Source organism: Pseudomonas sp. S2_A10 (assembly GCF_054668465.1).
The window spans coordinates 2730001-2751990 of record NZ_CP162773.1 but is presented as its reverse complement, the minus strand read 5'-3'; the positions used below and the strand labels follow the sequence as shown (position 1 = coordinate 2751990).

At 60.0% G+C, this 21990-nt stretch carries 14 protein-coding genes and 2 rRNA genes (1 of these 16 only partly in view); 4 read left to right on the top strand and 12 right to left on the bottom strand.

The window, feature by feature from the left end; genetic code table 11:
* Positions 1 to 62: 62 nt before the first annotated feature.
* Positions 63 to 653: an NADPH:quinone oxidoreductase MdaB gene (locus AB4N41_RS12370; RefSeq protein WP_150635981.1), complete on the bottom strand. Its 591-nt coding sequence runs from the start codon at positions 651 to 653 to the stop codon at positions 63 to 65.
* A gap of 181 nt (positions 654 to 834) precedes the next feature.
* Between AB4N41_RS12370 and AB4N41_RS12365 the strand changes: the two genes are divergently transcribed.
* Positions 835 to 1149 (top strand): putative quinol monooxygenase, encoded by a 315-nt coding sequence (locus AB4N41_RS12365; protein ID WP_252868770.1) that lies wholly within the window; start codon positions 835 to 837, stop codon positions 1147 to 1149.
* Here AB4N41_RS12365 and AB4N41_RS12360 read toward each other — a convergent pair.
* Positions 1139 to 1903, bottom strand: coding sequence for a sulfite exporter TauE/SafE family protein (locus AB4N41_RS12360; protein ID WP_252877401.1), 765 nt, complete (start codon positions 1901 to 1903; stop codon positions 1139 to 1141). The two genes, AB4N41_RS12365 and AB4N41_RS12360, sit on opposite strands and share 11 nt — an antisense overlap.
* 232 nt (positions 1904 to 2135) lie before the next feature.
* On the opposite strand from AB4N41_RS12360, the gene AB4N41_RS12355 reads away from it, so the two are divergent.
* Both AB4N41_RS12355 and AB4N41_RS12350 read left to right on the top strand, forming a co-directional pair.
* Complete coding sequence (locus AB4N41_RS12355; protein ID WP_460138399.1) at positions 2136 to 3074, top strand: LysR substrate-binding domain-containing protein; 939 nt, start codon at positions 2136 to 2138, stop codon at positions 3072 to 3074.
* 42 nt (positions 3075 to 3116) lie between these two features.
* The gene (locus AB4N41_RS12350; protein ID WP_016770579.1) at positions 3117 to 3467 is read left to right on the top strand and encodes a cupin domain-containing protein; all 351 of its coding nucleotides are present in this window, start codon (positions 3117 to 3119) and stop codon (positions 3465 to 3467) included.
* 233 nt (positions 3468 to 3700) lie between these two features.
* Here the strand turns inward: AB4N41_RS12350 and mmsB are convergent, their stop codons facing one another.
* A complete protein-coding gene (mmsB, locus tag AB4N41_RS12345; protein WP_252877399.1) occupies positions 3701 to 4588 on the bottom strand; it encodes a 3-hydroxyisobutyrate dehydrogenase in 888 nt (295 codons plus the stop codon).
* 10 nt (positions 4589 to 4598) lie between these two features.
* Entirely contained in the window at positions 4599 to 6125 is a 1527-nt protein-coding gene (locus AB4N41_RS12340) for a CoA-acylating methylmalonate-semialdehyde dehydrogenase (RefSeq protein ID WP_024011486.1), read from the bottom strand.
* 149 nt (positions 6126 to 6274) lie between these two features.
* On the opposite strand from AB4N41_RS12340, the gene AB4N41_RS12335 reads away from it, so the two are divergent.
* A complete protein-coding gene (locus tag AB4N41_RS12335; RefSeq protein WP_016771799.1) occupies positions 6275 to 7222 on the top strand; it encodes a LysR family transcriptional regulator in 948 nt (315 codons plus the stop codon).
* Here the strand turns inward: AB4N41_RS12335 and AB4N41_RS12330 are convergent.
* The 8 genes from AB4N41_RS12330 to AB4N41_RS12295 all read right to left on the bottom strand — a co-directional run.
* A complete protein-coding gene (locus AB4N41_RS12330) occupies positions 7219 to 7719 on the bottom strand; it encodes an OmpA family protein (RefSeq protein WP_252877398.1) in 501 nt (166 codons plus the stop codon). The two genes, AB4N41_RS12335 and AB4N41_RS12330, sit on opposite strands and share 4 nt — an antisense overlap.
* The gene (locus AB4N41_RS12325) at positions 7719 to 8987 is read right to left on the bottom strand and encodes a diguanylate cyclase domain-containing protein (protein WP_252877397.1); all 1269 of its coding nucleotides are present in this window, start codon (positions 8985 to 8987) and stop codon (positions 7719 to 7721) included. Before AB4N41_RS12325 ends, AB4N41_RS12330 begins: the two co-directional genes overlap by 1 nt.
* Complete coding sequence (locus tag AB4N41_RS12320; protein ID WP_252877396.1) at positions 8984 to 9553, bottom strand: YfiR family protein; 570 nt, start codon at positions 9551 to 9553, stop codon at positions 8984 to 8986. Before AB4N41_RS12320 ends, AB4N41_RS12325 begins: the two co-directional genes overlap by 4 nt.
* Positions 9554 to 9672: 119 nt before the next feature.
* Positions 9673 to 11781, bottom strand: coding sequence for an exodeoxyribonuclease V subunit alpha (recD, locus tag AB4N41_RS12315; RefSeq protein WP_252877395.1), 2109 nt, complete (start codon positions 11779 to 11781; stop codon positions 9673 to 9675).
* Positions 11778 to 15464 carry an exodeoxyribonuclease V subunit beta gene (gene recB / locus AB4N41_RS12310; RefSeq protein WP_252877394.1) on the bottom strand — a complete coding sequence of 1229 codons (3687 nt, stop codon included), beginning with the start codon at positions 15462 to 15464 and terminating at the stop codon, positions 11778 to 11780. The genes recD and recB overlap by 4 nt, the downstream gene beginning before the upstream one ends.
* Positions 15461 to 18913, bottom strand: a complete 3453-nt coding sequence (gene recC, locus AB4N41_RS12305; protein ID WP_252877393.1) for an exodeoxyribonuclease V subunit gamma — start codon at positions 18911 to 18913, stop codon at positions 15461 to 15463. The genes recB and recC overlap by 4 nt, the downstream gene beginning before the upstream one ends.
* A gap of 153 nt (positions 18914 to 19066) precedes the next feature.
* Positions 19067 to 19182: ribosomal RNA gene (gene rrf / locus AB4N41_RS12300) — 5S ribosomal RNA — on the bottom strand.
* A gap of 154 nt (positions 19183 to 19336) precedes the next feature.
* Positions 19337 to 21990 (bottom strand): 23S ribosomal RNA (locus AB4N41_RS12295); it runs 240 nt beyond the window's last position.

Below are 21990 nucleotides of genomic sequence, written 5' to 3'. Positions count from 1 at the left end.
CTCTGCAGGAGCTGCCGAAGGCCGCGATCTTTTGCTGTACCCGGATAGTAGCCCGAAACCCATCAAGCCTTGAGGCCAAACACCTCAGTCAGATGCTGCTCATAGCGCACCACATCATTGTCGATATTCGGACGCTTCATTACGTCGACGCAGAGAAAGGTCGGCAGTGCGGTCATGCCGAGAAATTCGTTGGCCTTGTGGAACGGGAAGTACACCGCGTCCACGCCTTTGGCTTCGAAGAAATCCGTCGGGTCATCGAAGGCTTGCTGCGGCGCGTTCCAGGTCAGCGACAGCATGTATTGCTTGCCCTGAATCAGACCGCCACTGCCGTACTTCTGCGAGGCATCGGAACGGGTGCGGCCGTCGCTGGCGTAGAGGCTGCCGTGACCTTCGGTGAAGACTTCGTCGAGGTACTTTTTCACCGTCCACGGCGCGCCCATCCACCAGCCCGGCATCTGATAAATGATGACGTCGGCCCAGAGGAATTTCGCCACTTCCTCGGCAACGTCGTAGCCCTCATCAATGAAGGTGGTCTTGACGTCGACACCGCCCCGATCGAGCACGCTCAGCGCGGTTTCGTGCAAGGTGGCGTTGTAGCGGCCATCGGAATGGGCGAATTTTTTACCGCCATTGAGCAATAGCACTTTCTTCATCGGAAAACCTCGGCGCAGCCTTTGAGGCTGGATTGAAACAGGAATTGGAATGGCCGCAGATTAACCATCGATCTCGCGCGGAAACAGCCACATCGACGCAAAATACATTTGATCAAAACGCACGAATCGATCACCAATTGTTGCCGTAGCATCGCCGCTTTCTGCTTTTGAGGAAGTTGTGATGAGTGAACGCCAGGGTTTTATCCTGCACGCCAAGACCCGCCCGGAAAAAGCCGCCGAGTTCGAAGCGCTGTTCCGCGCTTACGTCGAGCCAAGCCGCGCCGAACCGGGCTGTATCGAGTACCACATGCTGCGCGACAAGGAAGATCCGACGCTGTTTATCTTCTACGAGATCTGGGCCAGCCAGGCGCATCTGGATGTGCACTCGGCGTTGCCGCACATGAAAGCGTTTTTCGCCAGGCGCATGGACTATCTGGAGCGCGATTTCGATATCCGCGCGATCGACATGCTCAGCGAATCGTCGGCTAGCCGCTGATCAGCAAATGGGCGCCGAGCGCGCCCAGTCCGATAAAGAACACCCGCTTGAACAGCACCGCACTGATGCGCTGACGCAGCCACTGACCGAGCCACATGCCAAGCATGGCCGGGATCAGCGCCAGCAGCGAGGCGCTCAATTCGCTACCGCCGAGTGCGCCGTGCCAGAGCAGCCCAGCGGCCAGCGCCAGGGTCGAGACGGTGAAGGACAGGCCGAGCGCCTGCACCAGCTCATCGCGGCTCAGCCCCAGCGCTTGCAGGTACGGCACCGCCGGAATCACGAAGACGCCGGTGGCGCAGGTGATGACGCCGGTGCTCAGGCCACACAGCGGGCCGAGCCACGATTCATGCGCGGATTTGACGTGTAGCGTGGGCAAGAACAATCCGCTCAATGCATACAGCAACAGCGCCGCGCCAAGTCCGCGCACTACCCAATGTCCGCTGGACATGCCGAGCCAGAGGGTGCCGATGCCGGTGCCGAGGAAGATCATCAGCAGCATGGGCCAGAGGCGTTTGATCAATCCTTGCAGATGACCGCCGAAGGCCAGTTGCCAGAGGTTGGTCAAGGTCGCGGGGACGATCAACAAAGCGGCTGCCTGCGCCGGCGCCATAGCCAGACCGAGCAGGCCCATCGCGACAGTGGGCAGGCCGAGGCCGATCACGCCTTTGACCGTGCCGGCGAGGAGGAAGGTGGCGATGACCAGTAGAGAAAGGGTCAGGCCGAGGGTTTGGTAGAAGTCGGTCAGTGTGTGCATTGGGGTAATGTGCACTGATCCGGGCTGGGGGAAAATCTGCCATATACTAAGGCAGCCTCTTCCTTTGCAAGAGGCTGATCTTTGCAGTGATGCATCTGGCCTCATCGCTGGCAAGCCAGCTCCCACAGAATCTCGGTTGTTCATCCATTTAGAGATCAACAAGAAACCTGTGGGAGCTGGCTTGCCAGCGAAAGGGCCAGCCCACACACCATAAAAATCAGAGGCAAACCCCATGCACTTCGACCTCACCGACCTGCGCCTCTACCTGCACATTCTCGACACCGGCAACATCACCGCCGGCGCCGCCCGCAGCCACTTGTCCCTCGCCGCCGCCAGCGCCAGAATCCGCGCGATGGAAGCCTCGCTGGGCGCCGAATTCCTCGAACGTGGTCGGCGTGGCGTCACCCCGACCCCGGCCGGTAAAGCCCTCGCCCGCCATGCGCGCATTCTTTTGCAACAGGCCGAACGCATGCAGCAGGATCTGGCCGATTACGCGCATGGCGTCAAAGGCCAGGTGCGGCTGTTATGCAACACCACGGCGATCACCGAGTACCTTCCGGAAGTGCTCGCGGATTTCCTGCGCAGCCATCCCAATCTCGACATCGATCTACAGGAACTACCCAGTGCGCGAATTACCCATGCCTTGCGTGAAGGCGCAGCGGATCTGGGCATCGTCTCCGACGCGGTCGACACCAACGGCCTGCAGACCCAGGCGTTTCGCGACGATCCGCTGGTGCTGATTCTGCCGCTTGATCACCCGTTGTCTGACGCCGCCGGGGTCAGTTTCAGCGACGCTTTGCAGCACGACTTTGTCGGATTGAGCGCCGACAGCGCACTGGCGATTTATCTGGAAGAACAGGCGCTGCACAGCGGCGCGCGGATGCAGGTGCGCATTCGCGCCGATGGCTTTGATGGCGCGATGCGTATGGTCGCCCGAGGAGCGGGACTGGCCATCGTGCCCTTGGCCGCTGTCGAACGCGCGACGCTCAAACGGTTCCAGTGCGTGACCCTGAATGAGCCGTGGGCGCGCCGCGCGTTATTGCTCTGCGCGAAAGACTTCGCCGCGCTGCCGGGTTATGCCCAAGCGCTGTTACAAGCACTTATTGCTGCGCGCGTTTCTGAGCACTCCGATGTCGACCCCAGACAACTGAGCGGCGACCGGCCGCTATAGGGTGCGACTTCAATTCTCAAGTCCACTTGCCCGGAGTCCCTCATGACCGCGACCGCCCCTATCACCGTTCTGCGCGACACCCACCCGCTGCCGGTACTCGACGCCTGCAAATGGGAAAAACTCGAAGGCGACCCGCACACCGTCAACCTCAACGCCTACACCAGCGAAGACGGCAGCAAGATCATGGGCACTTGGATCTGCACGCCAGGCAAGTGGCGCGTCGATTATGTGAAGTGGGAGTACTGCCATTTCCAGGAAGGCTACTGCGTGATCACCCCGGACGGCATGGCGCCGATCCACTTGCGCGCGGGCGATATCTTCGTGGTTGAGCCGGGCATGAAAGGCACGTGGGAAGTGGTCGAGACCGTGCGCAAATATTTCGTCTTCGCCTGATGCAAAAAAGCCGGGAAATCACCCGACGTGATTTCCCGGCAACACCTGCTGCAATTTTTAAACACACCCCAGTGTTACCTGTGGACATAGAGAACCCTGTGGCGAGGGGATTTATCCCCGCTCGACTGCGCAGCAGTCGCAAACCCTGAGGACTCGGTTTGCCTGACACAATCCAGGGGGCTGCTGCGCAACCCAACGGGGATAAACCCCCTCCCCACAAAGGGCTGATCGCGTTACTGCGGCTTGCGATAGCTGTTGATGATCGCCGAGAAATCTTTCCCACCGTCACCGCGCTGGCTCATCGCCTGATACAACTGCTGCGCCACCGCGCCGAGCACCACCGGCTGGTGCGCCTGCCGCGCCGCTTCCGTCGCCAGCCCGAGATCCTTGAGCATCAGTTCTGCACCGAACCCGCCGGTATAACCGCGCGAGGCCGGCGCCGTTTCGACGATGCCCGGCCACGGGTTGTACATCTCCGAACTCCAGCAACGCCCGGTCGAGCTGTTGATGATCCCGGCCAGCACGCCGGTGTCGATCCCCAGCGCATCGCCCAACGCCATCGCCTCACTGACGCCGACCATCGAAATCGCCAGCAGCAGGTTGTTGCAGATCTTGGCGATCTGGCCGGTGCCGACTTCACCGCAATGGACGATGTTGCGGCCCATCTGCGCCAGCACCGGTTGCAGGGTGGCGAACAGTTCCGAGGTAGCGCCGACCATGAAGGTCAGCGTTCCGGCCGTCGCACCGCCAGTACCGCCGGAGACCGGCGCATCGGCCATGGCCACGCCGTGTTTGGCGGCGGCCGCTGCGACGTCGCGGGCGGTCTGCGGATCGATGGTGCTGCAATCCACCGCCGGCACGCCTTGGCGAATGCCGGCGAGCACGCCCTCTTCACCCAGCCAGACACTGCGCACATGCACCGCGGCCGGGAGCATGGTGATCACCAGTTCGGCATCTTCCGCCGCCTCGCGGGCCGAAGCGCGGATGGTGCCGCCCAGTTGCTCGAGTTCCGCCAGCACGGTTTTGTTCAGGTCGACCAGGTTCAACGAGTGGCCGGCCTTGATCAGGTTGCGCGCCATCGGCGCGCCCATGTTGCCCAGCCCGATAAATGCGATTTTCATGATCGAATCCTCAGCGCAGGTTGATGGTGGTGTTCACGCCGTCGTTGACGCTGTCGTCGTCGAACCAGCGCGCCGTGACCGTTTTGGTCTGCGTGTAGAACTGCACCACTTGCTTGCCGTACGGGCCGAGGTCGCCGAGTTTCGAACCGCGCGAACCGGTGAAGCTGAAGAACGGTACCGGCACCGGAATCGGAATGTTGATGCCGACCTGACCGACGTCGATTTCCGTCTGGAATTTACGCGCCGCCGCACCGCTCTGGGTGAACAGGCCAGTGCCGTTGCCGAAAGGATTGGCGTTGACCAGCGCAATCGCCTGGTCGAGGGTGTCGACTTCCAGCACCACCAGCACCGGGCCGAAGATTTCCTGGGTGTAAATCTGCATGTCGGTGGTCACACCGGAGAACAGGGTCGGGCCGACAAAATTGCCTTGTTCATAACCCGGCACGCTGATGTCACGACCATCGAGTTCAAGCTTGGCGCCTTCCTTGATGCCGCTTTCGATCAGTTCGAGGATCCGCGCCTTGGCTTTTTTCGAAATCACCGGGCCGACATCGGTACCCGGCTCGCTGCCGGCGTTGACCTTGAGTTTCTGCGCCAGCGCTTTCAGGTCTGGCAGCCACTGTTTTGCGGCACCGACCAGCACCACCACCGACGTGGCCATGCAGCGTTGCCCGGCGGCACCGAAACCGGCACCGACCAAAGCATTCAGCGCTTGCTCGCGATTGGCGTCCGGCAGCACCACGGCGTGGTTTTTTGCGCCCATCATCGACTGCACGCGCTTGCCGTGTTTGCCGGCCAGGTCATAAACGTGGGTGCCGACAGCGGTCGAACCGACGAACGACACGGCTTTGATGTCCTTGTGCGTGCACAGACCATCGACCACATCCTTGCCGCCGTGCACGACGTTGAGCACGCCCGCCGGAACGCCAGCCTCAATGGCCAGTTCCACCAGCAGCATGGTCGACAGCGGGTCCTGTTCCGAAGGCTTGAGCACGAAGGTGTTGCCGCAGGCGATCGCCATCGGGAACATCCACAGCGGAATCATCGCCGGGAAGTTGAACGGCGTGATGCCGGCGCAGACGCCGATCGGCTGGCGCAGGGTGTAAGTGTCGACGCCGCCAGCCACGTTCTCGGCGAACTCGCCCATTTGCAGGGTGCCGATCGAGCACGCGTGCTCGACCACTTCCAGGCCACGGAAAATATCGCCCTCGGCGTCAGCAATGGTCTTGCCCTGTTCGGCGCTGAGGACCACGGCGATGCGCTTGGAGTGCTCGCGGATCAGCGCTTGCAACTTGAGCATGATGCGCATCCGCGCGCCGATCGGGGTCAATTTCCAGGTCTGGAACGCGCGCTGGGCGGCGCTGACAGCGGCATCGACCTCAGCGGCGGTGGCGAACGGAACCTTGGCCAGCACTTGCTGGGTGGCCGGGTTGACGATGTCGTGCCACTCGGTGGTCTGCGACTCGACCCACTCGCCGTCGATCAGCAGTTTGACCTTTTGCAGCGTGGTGTCGTTGGGCGTAAGCGATGCGTTCATGCTGGTCTCCAGAACTTGTTTTTATCGTAGGAGCCAAGGCGAAAGGTTCGCCTTGAGATGAGGCGTGTGTCGCGAATTGGTTGTCGGACTGTTTTTGGAGTATAGATGTGCAAACTTCTAATAAGAACGCACATATAAGCCCGACCATCATGCAAAAAAACATCACCTCGCTAGGCTCGCTGAACTGGGACGACCTGAAGTTTTTCCTTGAAGTCGCCCGCACCCGCAAGGCCAGCACCGCCGCCAAACGCCTGGCCGTGGACTACACCACGGTGTCGCGACGGATCAGTTCGCTGGAAGCGGCGCTCGGCACATTACTGTTCGAGAAATCCCGCACCAGCGGCTTCGTCCTGACCACTGAAGGCCAGCGCTTGCTCGGTTATGCCGAGTCGATCGAAAGCACATTGCACATGGCTTGCGAGCAGGTTTCGGGCTCGGGCGTGGCCCTGTCCGGCCATGTGCGCATGGGCTGCACCGAAGGCTTCGGCAGTTTTTTCATCACCCCGCAACTGAGCCATTTCGTCGACGCCTACCCGGCAATCTCGGTGGACATCCTGCCGCTGCCGCACTTCATCAGCCTGTCCAAGCGCGAGGCCGACATCGTCATCGCCCTCGAGCGGCCGGAGCACGGGCCGTACGTCTGTTGCAAACTCTGCGACTACCGCTTGCAGCTGTACGCAACCCAGGACTATCTGGACAAACACCCACCGATCCGCCGACCGGCCGATTTGAGCAAGCATCAATTCATCAGTTATGTGGATGATCTGGCGTTCAGCTCGGAGCTGCTCTACCTGGCCAACGTGCTGCCCGGCGCCAGCGCAAACTTGCGCAGCACCAGCGTGATCGCGCAATACGTCGCCGCACAGCAGGGGCGCTCGCTGGCGATCCTGCCGTGCTTTCTCGCCGCACAAGACCCGCGATTGCTGCCGGTGTTGCCGGAGGAAATCGACATCACCCGGCAGTTCTGGATGTACTGCCGGGAGGATCTGAGGAAGCTGAAGCGGATTACGTTGTTGTGGGATTACATCCGTGAGGTGACTGAACGCAATCAGGCGTTGTTGATGGGTGAAACGCGGGAGATGCGCTTTGCCGATTAGTCGGCGCTGACCACGATCGACACCCGGCGATTTTCCGTGCGCCCCGCTGCGGTGTCGTTGGAAGCCACCGGTTCGCTGCTGCCCAGGCCTTGCAGCTGGATGTTTTCCTGCTTCATGCCGACCGTGCCGAGGACGTTGCCGACGCTCTTGGCCCGGCGCAGCGACAGTTGCTGATTGTAGGTTTCCTTGCCGGACGCATCGGTGTGGCCATCGACGCGCACCCGCTCGATTCCCACGCCGAGCAACGCCTTGCCGATGCGTTCGACGATTTCCGTGCTGGCTGCGTTCAGGCTTTCGACATCGCTGCCAAAAAGCACTTTGCCCGACAGGCCGAACTCCCAGCCGTCATCGGTCAACTCGAAACCCTGCTGTTTGAGCACGGCGACCTGCGCCGGTGTCAGGCCCTTTTGCGGGGCGGTCTGGCAACCGCTCAGGGTCAGCGCGGCGATCATCAGCAATGCGGAAAAAAGTCGAACGGGAAGAGTGAACACGGACATCAGCTCCTGGTGTGAACGGAATCGACCGGGCGCTCCGACCCGGCGGTGAATTGCGCGCCGCGCGACAGGCGCTTGGCCTGGTACATTGCCGCGTCGGCTGCGTTGAGCAAGGCACCCGGCGTGGCGCCATGATCGGGGTAAACGGCGATGCCGATACTGAGCGAGGTCACCACACTGCTGTCGCCGGGCAGGGTGATCGGCATGTCCATGCTGGCGAGAATCTTGTCAGCGATGTGCTCAGCGTCTTCGACCGTGTGCAGTGGCGCAAGCAGCACGGCGAACTCGTCGCCACCCAGCCGCGCGACCAGATCATCCTCGCGCAATTGCGCTCGCACGCGATTGGCGATGGCCACCAGCACTGCGTCGCCCGAGGCGTGGCCGAAGTTATCGTTGATGCCTTTGAAGCGGTCGCTGTCGAGAAACAGCACGGCGACCCGCTCATCGTGTTTTTTGCCGTTGCGCAAGGCGCGGATCAAGCGGCCTTCGAAAAACGCGCGGTTGGGCAAACCGGTGAGGCTGTCGTGGGTCGCTTGGTGAGCGAGAGTTTCGTTTTCGTTTTGCAGATGGGTTTGCCACGACTCGAGTTCGCCGAGCAAGGCATTGAAGTCGTTGCCCAAATTATCCAGTTCAGCGATTTGCGCCGGCGGCACGCGCCGATCCAGCGCTCGCTCACTGCGCGCGGCGTGGGCGACGGCGGCGAGGCTGTGCAGTGGGCCAATGATTGCGCGCAGCTGCCGCCGCGCCAGATAGAGCGCGACCCAGGCGCTGATCGCGGTGCAGAGCAAAATCCCGGCCAGGCCGCTGAGCAGGAAGCGCATCAGGCTGCCGCCGTGGCCGATGAGCAGGACGCGACCAATTTCACGGTCCTGATGCTCGATCGGCAGGCTGACCGGTTTTTCCAGAAGAGCGCGGGTGATCTGCATTTCCAGCTCGGAGAACAAGCCGGTCTCGACGCGCTGCCATTGCGCGATCAATTGGCCTTGCGCGTCGAGCACTCGGGCATCTGCCACTTCCTCGGTGGCGGCGATGATCGCCAGCGCCTCGGTTGCCGCCGCTTTGTCATTGAACACGACGGCTGCCTCGACGGTGTAGCTGATCGAACGGGCGATCAAGTGCAGGTTGTGGTCGGCATAGACCCGCAGCGCGAGCACGCCCAGCAAGGTCAGCGAAACACTGGCCATCGCCACCGCCACCAGCGCGACAATCAAATGCCCACGGCCAATGACCGAACCAAGGGTGGGGCGAGCCTTCCAACTGAACAGCTTCATGGCGCCGCCGCTTTGCGACGGGACAACTGCAACACGCTGGGGTGAATGCGCACACCACTGCGAGCCACGGAGTCGAGATTGACCTCGAACGACACCTGTTCATCGCCAACGCGCAGGCAGAACAGACTGCCGACGGTGCATTGATCGTCTGCTTCGCTGATGCTCAGCACTGGATGCCCGATCAACGATGCGAACAGGCGACTGCGTTCATCGGCGGTGAGCTTGCCGATGTACACCGCATCGCATTCGCTGACGATGGCCGGGTTGTCTGCCAGCAGGCGCCGCACAGCCACCGGCCGCCCCGTGGCTTGGGTGGTGCCTTTGACCAGGTCATCGGTGTATTCGGTGGGGCCGACGATGCACAGGTGCAATTGCGCCGGTTCCACCGGCCAGCGTGCATAACTGAGGATGCCAAGCACCACTTGCGTGACCGCTTTGGCCCGTTGCTCGGCCGGCCCGGTTTGCGCTTGGGCGATGGCGCTGCCCGTGAACAACCAGAGCAAAACGATCAGCAATGCGTGCTGGCAGGCCACCACACGCTGTGTCGCCCAGACGGCCACCTTCATGGAGGGATTCTCTTGGAGCGTAACGAAATGATGCCGCAACGATAGCACAGCGCCAGGACACCAGCGAGGCGCCTGCCTCTGACCGGTTGGTCAGTACTCGTTGTCGGTCATTCAGCGCTTCATACCGGAGGCTCGGTGCCCTCTTCCAGTTCCAGCATCAGCCCGCTCAGACGCTTGACCTTGCGCAGCACCGCCTCTTCAAACACGCCGGCACGCGGCTCGATCAAGGTGAACCAGTGCCGGGCGCGAGTGATTCCGGTGTAGATCAGTTCTTTGGTCAGCACGGGGTTCAACGCATCCGGCAGGATCAGCGCCGTGTGGGCGAACTCCGAACCCTGGGACTTGTGCACCGTCATGGCGTACACGGTTTCGACATCATTGAGTCGACTCGGCAACACGAAGCGCACGCCGCCCTGACCATCGTTACGCGGGAAGGCCACGCGCAGAACCGTCTTGCCGATTTCTGCGCCTTCACGCTCGGGAAGTTTCAGGGCGATGCCGATGTCGCCGTTCATCAGGCCCAGACCATAGTCGTTACGAGTCATCAGCACCGGCCGACCTTCATACCATTGCTGATCGCTCTCGATCAGACGCGCCTTGAGCAAGGCAGCGGTAATGCGCTGGTTCAGACCTTCAACGCCCCATGGCCCTTTGCGCACGGCGCACAGCAACTGGAACGTGTCGAACGCCTGCAAGACTTCCCGCGCCCAATCGGTCCAGGCCGCATGCTCAAGGGGCCGCGTCGACGGTGGACGCTGATCGCGCAGTACGCTCAGGTAATGGCGGTAACCTTGCGGGCCGTTGCCGTGACCTTCGAGCAGCAGACGTTCGAGCTTGAGATCGTGCTCGCCTTTGAGCGGTAGCGAATACACGTCGTCGTAGCTGCCGACCGCGAGCAACTGCCGCGCTTCATCGGCCAATTGCTGATTGACCCGGCGCGCGAGCTGACCGATACCGCTGCCCTCGCCGAAGCGGCGCGAGTGACGCAGCATCACCACTTGCTGCGCCAGCGGGTGGGTGCCGTCGCGGTCCTCATGCAAACCGCTGCCCTGCAACGACTCGCCACTGACCGACTCCAGCCATTGTCGCGTTTGCGGGCTGTACCAACCGCCCTCGGCGTCACGGCACAGATCGCCCAGTACCGCGCCGGCCTCGACCGAGGCCAACTGATCCTTGTCGCCCAGCAGTACCAGCCGAGCATGGGCCGGCATGGCGTCGAGCAAATTGGCCATCATTTCCAGGTCGATCATCGACGCTTCATCGACCACCAGCACATCCAGCGGCAGGCGGTTGCCGGCATGGTGACGGAAGTGGCGAGTGCCCGGTCGACTGCCGAGCAAACGGTGCACGGTGGTCACATCGCTGGGGATCGCCGCGCGCACCGCTTCGGCGACTTGCAGTGATTGCACTTGCTGACTGATCGACTCGGTCAAACGCGCAGCGGCCTTGCCGGTCGGTGCCGCCAGACGAATGCGCAGCGGATGGCCAGCCTCGACGGCCGGTGCCTGCAACAACGCGAGCAAGCGCACCACCGTGGTGGTTTTCCCGGTGCCCGGGCCGCCAGTGATGATGCTGAAGGCGCTGCGCGTAGCGATGGCGCAGGCGAGTTTTTGCCAATCGATGACAGCTGCGGATTCCGCGCCGCCGAACAATTCGTTCAGACGCTGCGGCAGATCATCCGGCGTCGGCTCCTGCTGCAACAAGCGTTGGCGCAACGCTGCATCGATGCGGCGTTCGTAGGTCCAGTAGCGGCGCAGGTACAGGCGTTTCGAGGACAGCACCAGCGGACGTGTCTGCGCTGTTTCACTCGGGTCAGCGGCCAGGGCCACCAATGGACTGCTTGCCAGCACTTTGCACCAATGGGCTCCATCGAGCGATTCGAGCAATTGCGAGGGCAGCAACAACACACCGCCCTGCACATCGCCTTCGGGCGGCAATGACAGGGCAAAATCCGGCGCCTTGAGGGTTTCGAACAAATCCAGACACACGTGACCATGGCCGAGTTGGTGACTGGTCAACGCCGCCGCCAGCAACACCAACGGGTCGGTCTGGGGCTCGAGTTCATGCAGGAACGCGACAAAGGCGCGGTCCAGCGCGCGCAGCCAGCCGCGCTCGACCCAACGGCTCAGCAACAACAGCAAATCATCGGCGCGGGTCAGCGGCGAGAGTTTCGACAGGCTGTCCGCTTCCAGCGGCGTCGGCAGCAGATCGGCGAATGTGCGGCTCATAGCAGGACTCCCTGTTCCCAGGCGGGTTCGGACTTGGGTTCGGGTTTGCCCTGGAACATCCGGTCGAGGCGTTCGATCAATTCCCGTGGCGGACGCACGAAGTACACGCCGCGACTTTCCGCACGCGTACCGCGCAGAAACAGATACAGCGCCCCGCCGATGTGACGGTCGTAATCGTAATCCGCCAGCCGCGCCTTCAACTGGCGATGCAGTGCCAGCAGATACAGCACGTATTGCAGGTCATAACGGTTGTCGAGGATCGACTGCTCCATCGCCTGCACCGTGTAGGCCTGATCATCCACGCCGAGCCAATTGGATTTGTAATCGGCGACGTAATAGCGGCCAGCGTGCTCGAAGGTCAGGTCGATAAAGCCCTTGAACATGCCGTTGAGTTGTACCGGCTCCGCCGACACCCGGGCGACGCCATTGTGGGTGTGCTGGCGCACCTGTTCGTCGAGCTTGAGCACGTCGACTTTGTGGCTGGCAAACCAGAACTCCATCTCGACGCGGTATTGCTTCAACTGCTCAAGAACCACCGGCGGTTGCCCGCCAGCGATCGGCAACGGTGACTTGAGCAAATGCTGCAGCCAGTCAGTCAGCGTGGTGATCCAGCCTTGCCAGCCGCGCAGGTTGCAACGCCGGGCAATTGCATCTTCCAGCGCTTCGCGGGTAACCGAAAAACCTTCAGCGCCCGCCCATTCGAGCAAGCCATGCAAAAACGTGCCGGGATTCGGTCCGCGAGGAAAACGGTGGATATCGGCGCCACCGCTGCTGATTTCATGTGGCGCGTCGGGATCGAGGCGCTCGTCGTCGAAGAGCTTTTGCGCCTGCGGACTGTCCGGTGCTTCATCGCTGCCGACGCTCAATATGTCGCTGATGCGCAAAGCGCTATAGGAAGCGATCCACCAGTTTTCACTGGCTTTGCGCTTGGGCCGTAGCGTGGCTCGCAGGACTGCTTCATTGCGCGGCGGCTGGTAATGCTCGTCAGTGGGCTGAGGCATTTCGCCGATGCCGATGACCGGGCAGTCTTGCTGCAGATCCCGCAGCCAGCGATTCAGTTCGCTGGACTCGCCCAAAGCGGCACCGCCACCGAGCAAATAACCCAACGCCGACAGGTGCAGCACCGAGCTGTTGTTATTGCCGCGCTTGAGATCAGTGATGCCCAGCCAACAGGCATGCTGCGCGCGGGTTAACGCGACATACAGAAGACGCAGATCTTCGGCCAGACGCTCATCGTTAGCCAGGGCGATCAACTCGGGGGTAGGCTTGAGGCTGAACTGCGCCTTGCCCGCAGCGTCGTGGTAATGCAGCGGCAAACGGCTGCCATCCACCGGTTTCGCCGAGCAAATGAATGGCAGGAACACCAGCGGATATTCCAGCCCCTTGGATTTGTGGATGGTCACCACTTTAACCAGTTGCTCGTCGCTTTCCAGACGCAGAATCTGCTCTTCACCGGCCTGACCGGACAGTGCCAGCAGCTCGGCCAGATGGCGGATCAACGCTTGCTCCCCGTCCAGTTCAGCGGCGGCTTGCTGCATCAGTTCCGAGAGGTGCAAAAGGTTGGTCAGCACGCGTTCGCCGTCACTGCGCTGCATCAGGGTTTGCGGCAGGTGGAAGTCGTGAAGCAGGCGTCGCAACATTGGCAACACGCCCTGTTTGCGCCAAAGCTCTCGATAGCCGCGGAACTGCATGACCCGGGCTTCCCAGACCATTTCATCCTGGTTCAGGCGCTCCAGTTCGATCAGCGGCAGGTTCAATGTGGTGCAAGCCAGCGCAGCCTTGAGCGAACGTTCGACATCGGGCTCGGCGCAAGCCTTCAGCCACGCCAGAAGGTCGTGCGCCTCTTGCGCGGCGAACACCGAATCCTTGTCCGAGAGATAAACACTGCGCACCCCTCTGGCGGCGAGTTCGGCGCGTACGGCCTGGGCTTCCTTACCGTCGCGGACGAGGATCGCGATGTCCGAAGGGCGTAAACCTTTGAAGTCGTCTGCTTGAAAGAAACCAGCGCTGCCGGTTTGCCCGCCATTGAGCAGTGCGGTGATTTGACTGGCGCAGGCGGCGGCCATTTGCTGGCGATAAACCGCGCCGGACAGCGGCTGATCGCTGGGCAGTAGCCAGACATTGAGTGCCGCGACGTCTTGCCCGGCAATCCGCAGCGTTTCCTTGCGTCCCTGAGACTCGACCGGGAGGAACGGTACCGGGTTCTCGCCATTTCTTTCGCGAAACAAAAACGCGCCGCGTCCCTGCTCTCGGGACTCGGCGCGTTCGAATACGTGATTGACCGCTGTCACCATGCCGTGGCTGGAGCGGAAGTTGGTGCCTAGTGTATGCAAACGGCCGGTAGTGGCCTGACGTGCGCGCAGATAGGTGTAGATGTCGGCACCACGGAAGGCATAGATCGCCTGCTTGGGGTCGCCGATCAGGAACAGGCCGGTGTCAGGGTGATTGTCTTCGATGCGGTAAATGCTCTCGAAGATGCGGTACTGAACCGGGTCGGTGTCCTGGAATTCGTCGATCAGCGCGACCGGGAACTGCTCGCGGATCAGCGTTGCCAGACGCTCGCCGCCCTCCGATTGCAGCGCGGCATCCAGACGCAGCAACATGTCGTCGAACCCCATTTCTGCGCGACGGCGCTTCTCTTCTTCAAAACGCGCGCCGACCCACTTGGCAGCGTGTTGCAGAACAGCAGCATCGGGCGTCGGCAAGGCATCCAGGCTCGACTTGAGTCCGGGCATGGCGTCCAGCCCCGGATGACTGGGAGCCTGGCCTTTCCAGGCCTCGGCCATGCCATCGGGCGTCAATCGGGTGAAGCCGGTGCCAATGTCCAGTTGCTCAAGCGACTCGTCTTCGGCCCAGGTCTTGAGCTTCTCGAACCAGGGCTCGAAATAACGCGCCTGCATCTTGCGGCCATCGACGGTTTTGCTGGCGACGCCTTCATGGCAGAGAGCAAGCAGCTCGTCTGCCCAGTCACGCCAAGGCATTTTCAGTTCGACCAACGCCGCTCGCCGCTCCAGCAAACACTCCTCGATCAGCTCCGCGGGCGCCTTGCCTTCATCGGTGTCACGCTCGCTGGCAAACAAACCGCGCACCCGAGGCAACAACGCGGCGGGGCCACCCCAATTGCTGCGCACCCAGTTCAGCGCATCGCCCTGCATCGGGTAGCAGAACAGCCGCCAGTAATCGCGCAGCACCTCGCCGAGCAGATCGCTGTGATCGGTTTCCAGGGATTGCGTGAACAGGCTGCCGCTGTCGAACGCATGCTCGCGCAGCATGCGCTGACACCAGCTGTGAATGGTCGAGACGGCGGCTTCGTCCATCCACTGCGCGGCGATATCAAGGCGGTTGGCGCAGCCCGGCCATTGCTGCGGATCGAACTGATCGCGCAGCTCGGCAATCAGTCCGTCCGGGGCAACAATTTCGTCGCGGAAGAACCGCGCGGCCTCAGCCAAGCGTGTCCGAATCCGTTCACGCAGCTCTTTGGTAGCAGCGTCGGTAAACGTCACTACGAGGATTTGCGGCGGCAGCAGTTCGCGTGCAAAACCGCTTGTCTCGCCGCCATGGCCGAGAATCAGCCGCAGATAAAGTGCCGAAATCGTGAAGGTTTTGCCGGTGCCTGCGCTTGCTTCGATCAACTGACTGCCGCGCAGCGGGAAGGCCAGAGCCAAAGGTGTTTTGGTACTCATGCGCGCGTACCTTCGCTGGACAAGGAACGCCACGGCGCTTCGAATAATGGGCGGTACAACGCGTCGCACCAGCCGGTGAAGGTTTCGTCTGCCAACAATGCATCGAAGTCGGGATATTGCCGGAGCAGTGCCGGGCTTTCACGCCGCTCGCCGTTGCTGGTCTGGCCGTCACCGTCATAGGCTTTTCGCGCAGCTGCTTCGGCTTTGACCGGGTCAGTTTGAGACAACCAGGCGAACGCGGTTTTTATCGCAATCGGCAAGGGCTGGCGCATGCCTGATTGCCACGCAAGAAGCAGGTCACCGAGCAAACGCAACGCTCGGTCTCGCTCCATTGGCTCCAGCAACAACGTATCGTCACTGGCGACCAATGCCGTGGTCAGCGCATGCTCGCTGGCGCAGGCGACCAGATGGGTAACCCACGATTTGGTCAGCCGATGCCACTTGCGAGTTTTGATCGAGCCGATGCTATTGGGAATGGTCGTGACCGACAGCAGGCCGCCATCGGCGCGTTGATGCAGGTTTGCGAGCCAGCCCTCCAGCCGCAAACCCTGCAAGTCGAGACTGACCGGGATTGCACTACTCAATGGCGTCGGCCATAACGTCAGCAACTGTTGATAACGCTGCAGAAGATCCGGCAGCGGTTCGATCAGTTCACGCTGTAGGCATTCGCCAAAACCGGCCATAGGCAGCAGACCACTGTTTTGCAGGCGCAGCGCCCGGGCTTGCAGTGCCTGATCGATATTGTCCGGCTGGCTGAGTGCGGCTTCCAGCAAACTGTCGCTCAGCGTGTAGCGCTGTAGGGCGTCCAGCACGAAAGGTTCTTCATCTGCCAACGGCGCTTGCGCCGCCTCGAAATAGACCTTGAGACGCTGGGTGAAAAAATGCCGAACCGGATTACGCAGAAAATCCTGCAGCAATGCCAGCGTCAACGGTTCCTCTTGAACATATGGCGCGAGTAACGGCGCTTCGCTTTGCTGCGCTTTCTCTTGATGTAACACCTGCCACTCGCTGGCGTAGCTGAACAGTTGCTCGCCTTCGTGGAAATAGCGGGCACTGAAAGGTTGCAGGGGGTGTTCTTCGGTCAGCGCTTCCAATAGATCCTGGGTAGGGTCGATTGAACGCCAGCCGCTGGCGAGGTGATCGCGCAACTGGCCGATGAGCACCGAGGCAGGTCGTTCGCTGTTGTCGCGGATGCTGCGACCGACCCAACTGATGTAGAGCTGAGAGCGCGCGGACAACAGCGCTTCAAGTAACAGATAGCGGTCGTCCTCACGTCGTGAGCGATCCCCAGGTCGGTAATCGCTGCCCATCAGATCGAAGTCCAGCGGTGGTTGCGCGCGGGGATAATCGCCGTCGTTCATGCCCAGCAGACAAACCAGTTTGAAAGGAATGGCACGCATCGGCATCAAGGTGCAGAAATTCACCGCACCTGCGAGGAATCGTTGTGACAAACGGCCCTGATCGAGCCCGGCGAGCCAGGCTTCGCGCACGACAGTCAGCGGCAGTTCGTCAGTCAGGCCGACCGCCTCGCAGGTCTCCAGCCAGGTCTCGCGAAGCTCTTCGAGCTGAGTCAGCAGGTAGTCGTCGTGCTCGTTGCTCGCCTGAAAGAACACTTGCATCAGCGCCTGCAAGCGCAGCCCCCACTCTTTCGGTTGAGCCGGTTGCGTGAGTTGCTGATGAGCGATTTCCAAGGCATCCAGCAGCGCCACCAATGGCCCGATCAGGGCAGCGTCAAGTCCACCAATTTCGTCGTAAGGCTCGATACCTGCACATGCATCGGCACTGCCGACGGCGTAGCCCAGCAGCATTCGGCGTAGACCGAAATGCCAGCTGTTCTGCTCCAGTTCCTCAGGCAATCCGAGACCGGCCCGTTGTTCGGCACTCATGCCCCAACGCACGCCGGCACCCTCGATCCAGCGGTGCAGGGTTGGCAGGTCACGTTCCTCTACGCCAAAGCGAGCACGCAGAGCTGGAACATCGAGCAGGTCGAGAATCTCGCTGACCGGGAAACGGCTGTCCGGCAGCTTGAGCAGGTGCTCGACGGCGATCAGTAATGGATCACGTCCTCGCTGGCCCTGGTCCGCCAAAGTGAACGGAATGAAGCGCGGGTCAAATCGATCGAGCTGACCGAAAACCGCGCGGATATGCGGGGCGTAGCTGTCGATATCAGGGACCATCACGATCACGTCCCGTGGGCGTAGAGCCGGGTCGGCGCTGAAACGCGCCAGGAGTTGATCGTGCAGGATTTCGACTTCGCGCTGGGCACTGTGGGCGATGTGAAAACGGATCGATTGGTCCTGCGTCAGGTCGACAGCGGGCCAGAGCTCACGAGTCTCGTTGAGGGGGCGCAATTCGAGGATGTCGTCCTGAAGCTGGTTAAGCATGTTGTGCGGCTGGGCTTCGCTGAACAGGTCGATGCGGCCGTCACGAAAGGCTGCGCGGTAGCTGTTGGGATCGTCGTAGCTGTCGAGCAGGTTGATATAGTCGCGACCTTGCTTGCCCCAAGCGGCCAGCAACGGATGCGCGTGCTGATGCAGGGTTTCGGCATCAAGTACAACGGGCATCCCGCTTTTGCGTTGTTGGCGCTTGTATTGATGTCGCAGCAGATCCTTGTCGGCAACGATATCGGCCCAGTGATGGCGACAGGGGTTGTGTACGCAAAGCAGAACCTGACTGAAGCGCGCCAGACCGGCGAGCGCTTCAAGAACTTGTGCGGGCAATGAAGAAATGCCAAAGACGATAACGCGCGGCGGCAGTGAAGCCGGAGCCTCATCAAGGGTGTTGATGCGTTCCATGAAACGTTGATGGACGCCGGCACGGCTCTGCGCCATGCCTTGTTCGCCGACATCATTCAGCAGCGCTCGCCACAACTCGGCCTGCCAGCAACTGGTCGGTGGCAGCGGTTTTATTTCACCTCTGACATTGCGCAGTTGATGATGCCCTTCAGCCCAGTCCTCGAGCCAGTCGGCCCGATAAACTTGATATTGGTCGAACAGGTCAGCGAGGCGCTCTGACAATTGGTAGCGCTTACGCAGATCGCTGTCGTGGGTAAGGAAGCGTTGCAGCGGCTCGAAATGGGGGCGATCGATTACCTGTGGCAAGAGGCGCATCAGGCGCCAAGTCAGCGGAGCCTTATCGAGCAGGGATTTAGGCGGAATCTCTTCTCGTCCCAATACCAGGCGATAGAGCTGCCACATGAAACTGCCGGGTAGTTGAACGTCAATCGCCGCAGCGATCCCGCAACCGCCAAGGTCGTCGTCTTCAGGATCTTCGGCCAATGCCAGTTTGAGCCATTGGGCGATGCCGTTGCTTTGCACCAAAGCGATTTCGTTTTCCAGGGGTGCCAGAGGGTAGCGCCGCATGATGCTGACCACAAGACTGCGCAACTCATCGAGACTGTTGCTCTGAACCACCATGAATGCAGCGTTGAGGGACTGGGCGTCCGACATATGGATTCCTTGGAAAATCGCTAAAGCCGAGGCAGAACCTTAGCATTGTCGGCCGGCTGTGACAGCCGGACGAGGTCTGCGAAGGCTGTAAGAACTTTCTCGCAGGCAAAACAAAACCCCAACTGCTTTCGCAATTGGGGTTTCGGAATTTAATCTTGACGATGACCTACTCTCACATGGGGAAACCCCACACTACCATCGGCGATGCATCGTTTCACTGCTGAGTTCGGGATGGGATCAGGTGGTTCCAACGCTCTATGGTCGTCAAGAAATTCGGGTACTGACTCGTGACCAGATGGCCTCGCTTCAGCAAATTGGGTATGTGACAGCTAGGTGTTTGTGAATTTCGAACTTTCGGTTCGTTTCGTCTTCACACACCGCAATCTGGTGCCTTTTCAGGTCAGCAAATTGCTTGGGTGTTATATGGTCAAGCCTCACGGGCAATTAGTATTGGTTAGCTCAACGCCTCACAGCGCTTACACACCCAACCTATCAACGTCGTAGTCTTCGACGGCCCTTCAGGGAACTCAAGGTTCCAGTGAGATCTCATCTTGAGGCAAGTTTCCCGCTTAGATGCTTTCAGCGGTTATCTTTCCCGAACATAGCTACCCGGCAATGCCACTGGCGTGACAACCGGAACACCAGAGGTTCGTCCACTCCGGTCCTCTCGTACTAGGAGCAGCCCCTCTCAAATCTCAAACGTCCACGGCAGATAGGGACCGAACTGTCTCACGACGTTCTAAACCCAGCTCGCGTACCACTTTAAATGGCGAACAGCCATACCCTTGGGACCGGCTTCAGCCCCAGGATGTGATGAGCCGACATCGAGGTGCCAAACACCGCCGTCGATATGAACTCTTGGGCGGTATCAGCCTGTTATCCCCGGAGTACCTTTTATCCGTTGAGCGATGGCCCTTCCATACAGAACCACCGGATCACTAAGACCTACTTTCGTACCTGCTCGACGTGTCTGTCTCGCAGTCAAGCGCGCTTTTGCCTTTATACTCTACGACCGATTTCCGACCGGTCTGAGCGCACCTTCGTACTCCTCCGTTACTCTTTAGGAGGAGACCGCCCCAGTCAAACTACCCACCATACACTGTCCTCGATCCGGATAACGGACCTGAGTTAGAACCTCAAAGTTGCCAGGGTGGTATTTCAAGGATGGCTCCACGCGAACTGGCGTCCACGCTTCAAAGCCTCCCACCTATCCTACACAAGCAAATTCAAAGTCCAGTGCAAAGCTATAGTAAAGGTTCACGGGGTCTTTCCGTCTAGCCGCGGATACACTGCATCTTCACAGCGATTTCAATTTCACTGAGTCTCGGGTGGAGACAGCGCCGCCATCGTTACGCCATTCGTGCAGGTCGGAACTTACCCGACAAGGAATTTCGCTACCTTAGGACCGTTATAGTTACGGCCGCCGTTTACCGGGGCTTCGATCAAGAGCTTCGCGTTAGCTAACCCCATCAATTAACCTTCCGGCACCGGGCAGGCGTCACACCCTATACGTCCACTTTCGTGTTTGCAGAGTGCTGTGTTTTTAATAAACAGTCGCAGCGGCCTGGTATCTTCGACCGGCATGAGCTTACGGAGCAAGTCCTTCACCCTCACCGGCGCACCTTCTCCCGAAGTTACGGTGCCATTTTGCCTAGTTCCTTCACCCGAGTTCTCTCAAGCGCCTTGGTATTCTCTACCCAACCACCTGTGTCGGTTTGGGGTACGGTTCCTGGTTACCTGAAGCTTAGAAGCTTTTCTTGGAAGCATGGCATCAACCACTTCGTGTTCTAAAAGAACACTCGTCATCAGCTCTCGGCCTTAAGATCCCGGATTTACCTAAGATCTCAGCCTACCACCTTAAACTTGGACAACCAACGCCAAGCTGGCCTAGCCTTCTCCGTCCCTCCATCGCAATAACCAGAAGTACAGGAATATTAACCTGTTTTCCATCGACTACGCTTTTCAGCCTCGCCTTAGGGACCGACTAACCCTGCGTCGATTAACGTTGCGCAGGAAACCTTGGTCTTTCGGCGTGGGTGTTTTTCACACCCATTGTCGTTACTCATGTCAGCATTCGCACTTCTGATACCTCCAGCAAGCTTCTCAACTCACCTTCACAGGCTTACAGAACGCTCCTCTACCGCATCATCCGAAGATGATACCCGTAGCTTCGGTGTATGGTTTGAGCCCCGTTACATCTTCCGCGCAGGCCGACTCGACTAGTGAGCTATTACGCTTTCTTTAAAGGGTGGCTGCTTCTAAGCCAACCTCCTAGCTGTCTAAGCCTTCCCACATCGTTTCCCACTTAACCATAACTTTGGGACCTTAGCTGACGGTCTGGGTTGTTTCCCTTTTCACGACGGACGTTAGCACCCGCCGTGTGTCTCCCATGCTCGGCACTTGTAGGTATTCGGAGTTTGCATCGGTTTGGTAAGTCGGGATGACCCCCTAGCCGAAACAGTGCTCTACCCCCTACAGTGATACATGAGGCGCTACCTAAATAGCTTTCGAGGAGAACCAGCTATCTCCGAGCTTGATTAGCCTTTCACTCCGATCCACAGGTCATCCGCTAACTTTTCAACGGTAGTCGGTTCGGTCCTCCAGTCAGTGTTACCTAACCTTCAACCTGCCCATGGATAGATCGCCCGGTTTCGGGTCTATTCCCAGCGACTAGACGCCCTATTAAGACTCGCTTTCGCTACGCCTCCCCTATTCGGTTAAGCTCGCCACTGAAAATAAGTCGCTGACCCATTATACAAAAGGTACGCAGTCACAGAACAAAGTCTGCTCCCACTGCTTGTACGCATACGGTTTCAGGATCTATTTCACTCCCCTCTCCGGGGTTCTTTTCGCCTTTCCCTCACGGTACTAGTTCACTATCGGTCAGTCAGTAGTATTTAGCCTTGGAGGATGGTCCCCCCATATTCAGACAAAGTTTCTCGTGCTCCGTCCTACTCGATTTCATGACTAAGAGATTTTCGCGTACAGGGCTATCACCCACTATGGCCGCACTTTCCAGAGCGTTCCGCTAATCTCAAAGCCACTTAAGGGCTAGTCCCCGTTCGCTCGCCACTACT

Excerpts from the sequence above, each read along its gene's own strand:
- AB4N41_RS12370 (WP_150635981.1), bottom strand. The coding sequence starts at position 653 with ATGAAGAAAGTGCTATTGCTCAATGGCGGTAAAAAATTCGCCCATTCC.
- AB4N41_RS12365 (WP_252868770.1), top strand. The coding sequence starts at position 835 with ATGAGTGAACGCCAGGGTTTTATCCTGCACGCCAAGACCCGCCCGGAA.
- AB4N41_RS12360 (WP_252877401.1), bottom strand. The coding sequence starts at position 1,903 with ATGCACACACTGACCGACTTCTACCAAACCCTCGGCCTGACCCTTTCT.
- AB4N41_RS12355 (WP_460138399.1), top strand. The coding sequence starts at position 2,136 with ATGCACTTCGACCTCACCGACCTGCGCCTCTACCTGCACATTCTCGAC.
- AB4N41_RS12350 (WP_016770579.1), top strand. The coding sequence starts at position 3,117 with ATGACCGCGACCGCCCCTATCACCGTTCTGCGCGACACCCACCCGCTG.
- mmsB (WP_252877399.1), bottom strand. The coding sequence starts at position 4,588 with ATGAAAATCGCATTTATCGGGCTGGGCAACATGGGCGCGCCGATGGCG.
- AB4N41_RS12340 (WP_024011486.1), bottom strand. The coding sequence starts at position 6,125 with ATGAACGCATCGCTTACGCCCAACGACACCACGCTGCAAAAGGTCAAA.
- AB4N41_RS12335 (WP_016771799.1), top strand. The coding sequence starts at position 6,275 with ATGCAAAAAAACATCACCTCGCTAGGCTCGCTGAACTGGGACGACCTG.
- AB4N41_RS12330 (WP_252877398.1), bottom strand. The coding sequence starts at position 7,719 with ATGTCCGTGTTCACTCTTCCCGTTCGACTTTTTTCCGCATTGCTGATG.
- AB4N41_RS12325 (WP_252877397.1), bottom strand. The coding sequence starts at position 8,987 with ATGAAGCTGTTCAGTTGGAAGGCTCGCCCCACCCTTGGTTCGGTCATT.
- AB4N41_RS12320 (WP_252877396.1), bottom strand. The coding sequence starts at position 9,553 with ATGAAGGTGGCCGTCTGGGCGACACAGCGTGTGGTGGCCTGCCAGCAC.
- recD (WP_252877395.1), bottom strand. The coding sequence starts at position 11,781 with ATGAGCCGCACATTCGCCGATCTGCTGCCGACGCCGCTGGAAGCGGAC.
- recB (WP_252877394.1), bottom strand. The coding sequence starts at position 15,464 with ATGAGTACCAAAACACCTTTGGCTCTGGCCTTCCCGCTGCGCGGCAGT.
- recC (WP_252877393.1), bottom strand. The coding sequence starts at position 18,913 with ATGTCGGACGCCCAGTCCCTCAACGCTGCATTCATGGTGGTTCAGAGC.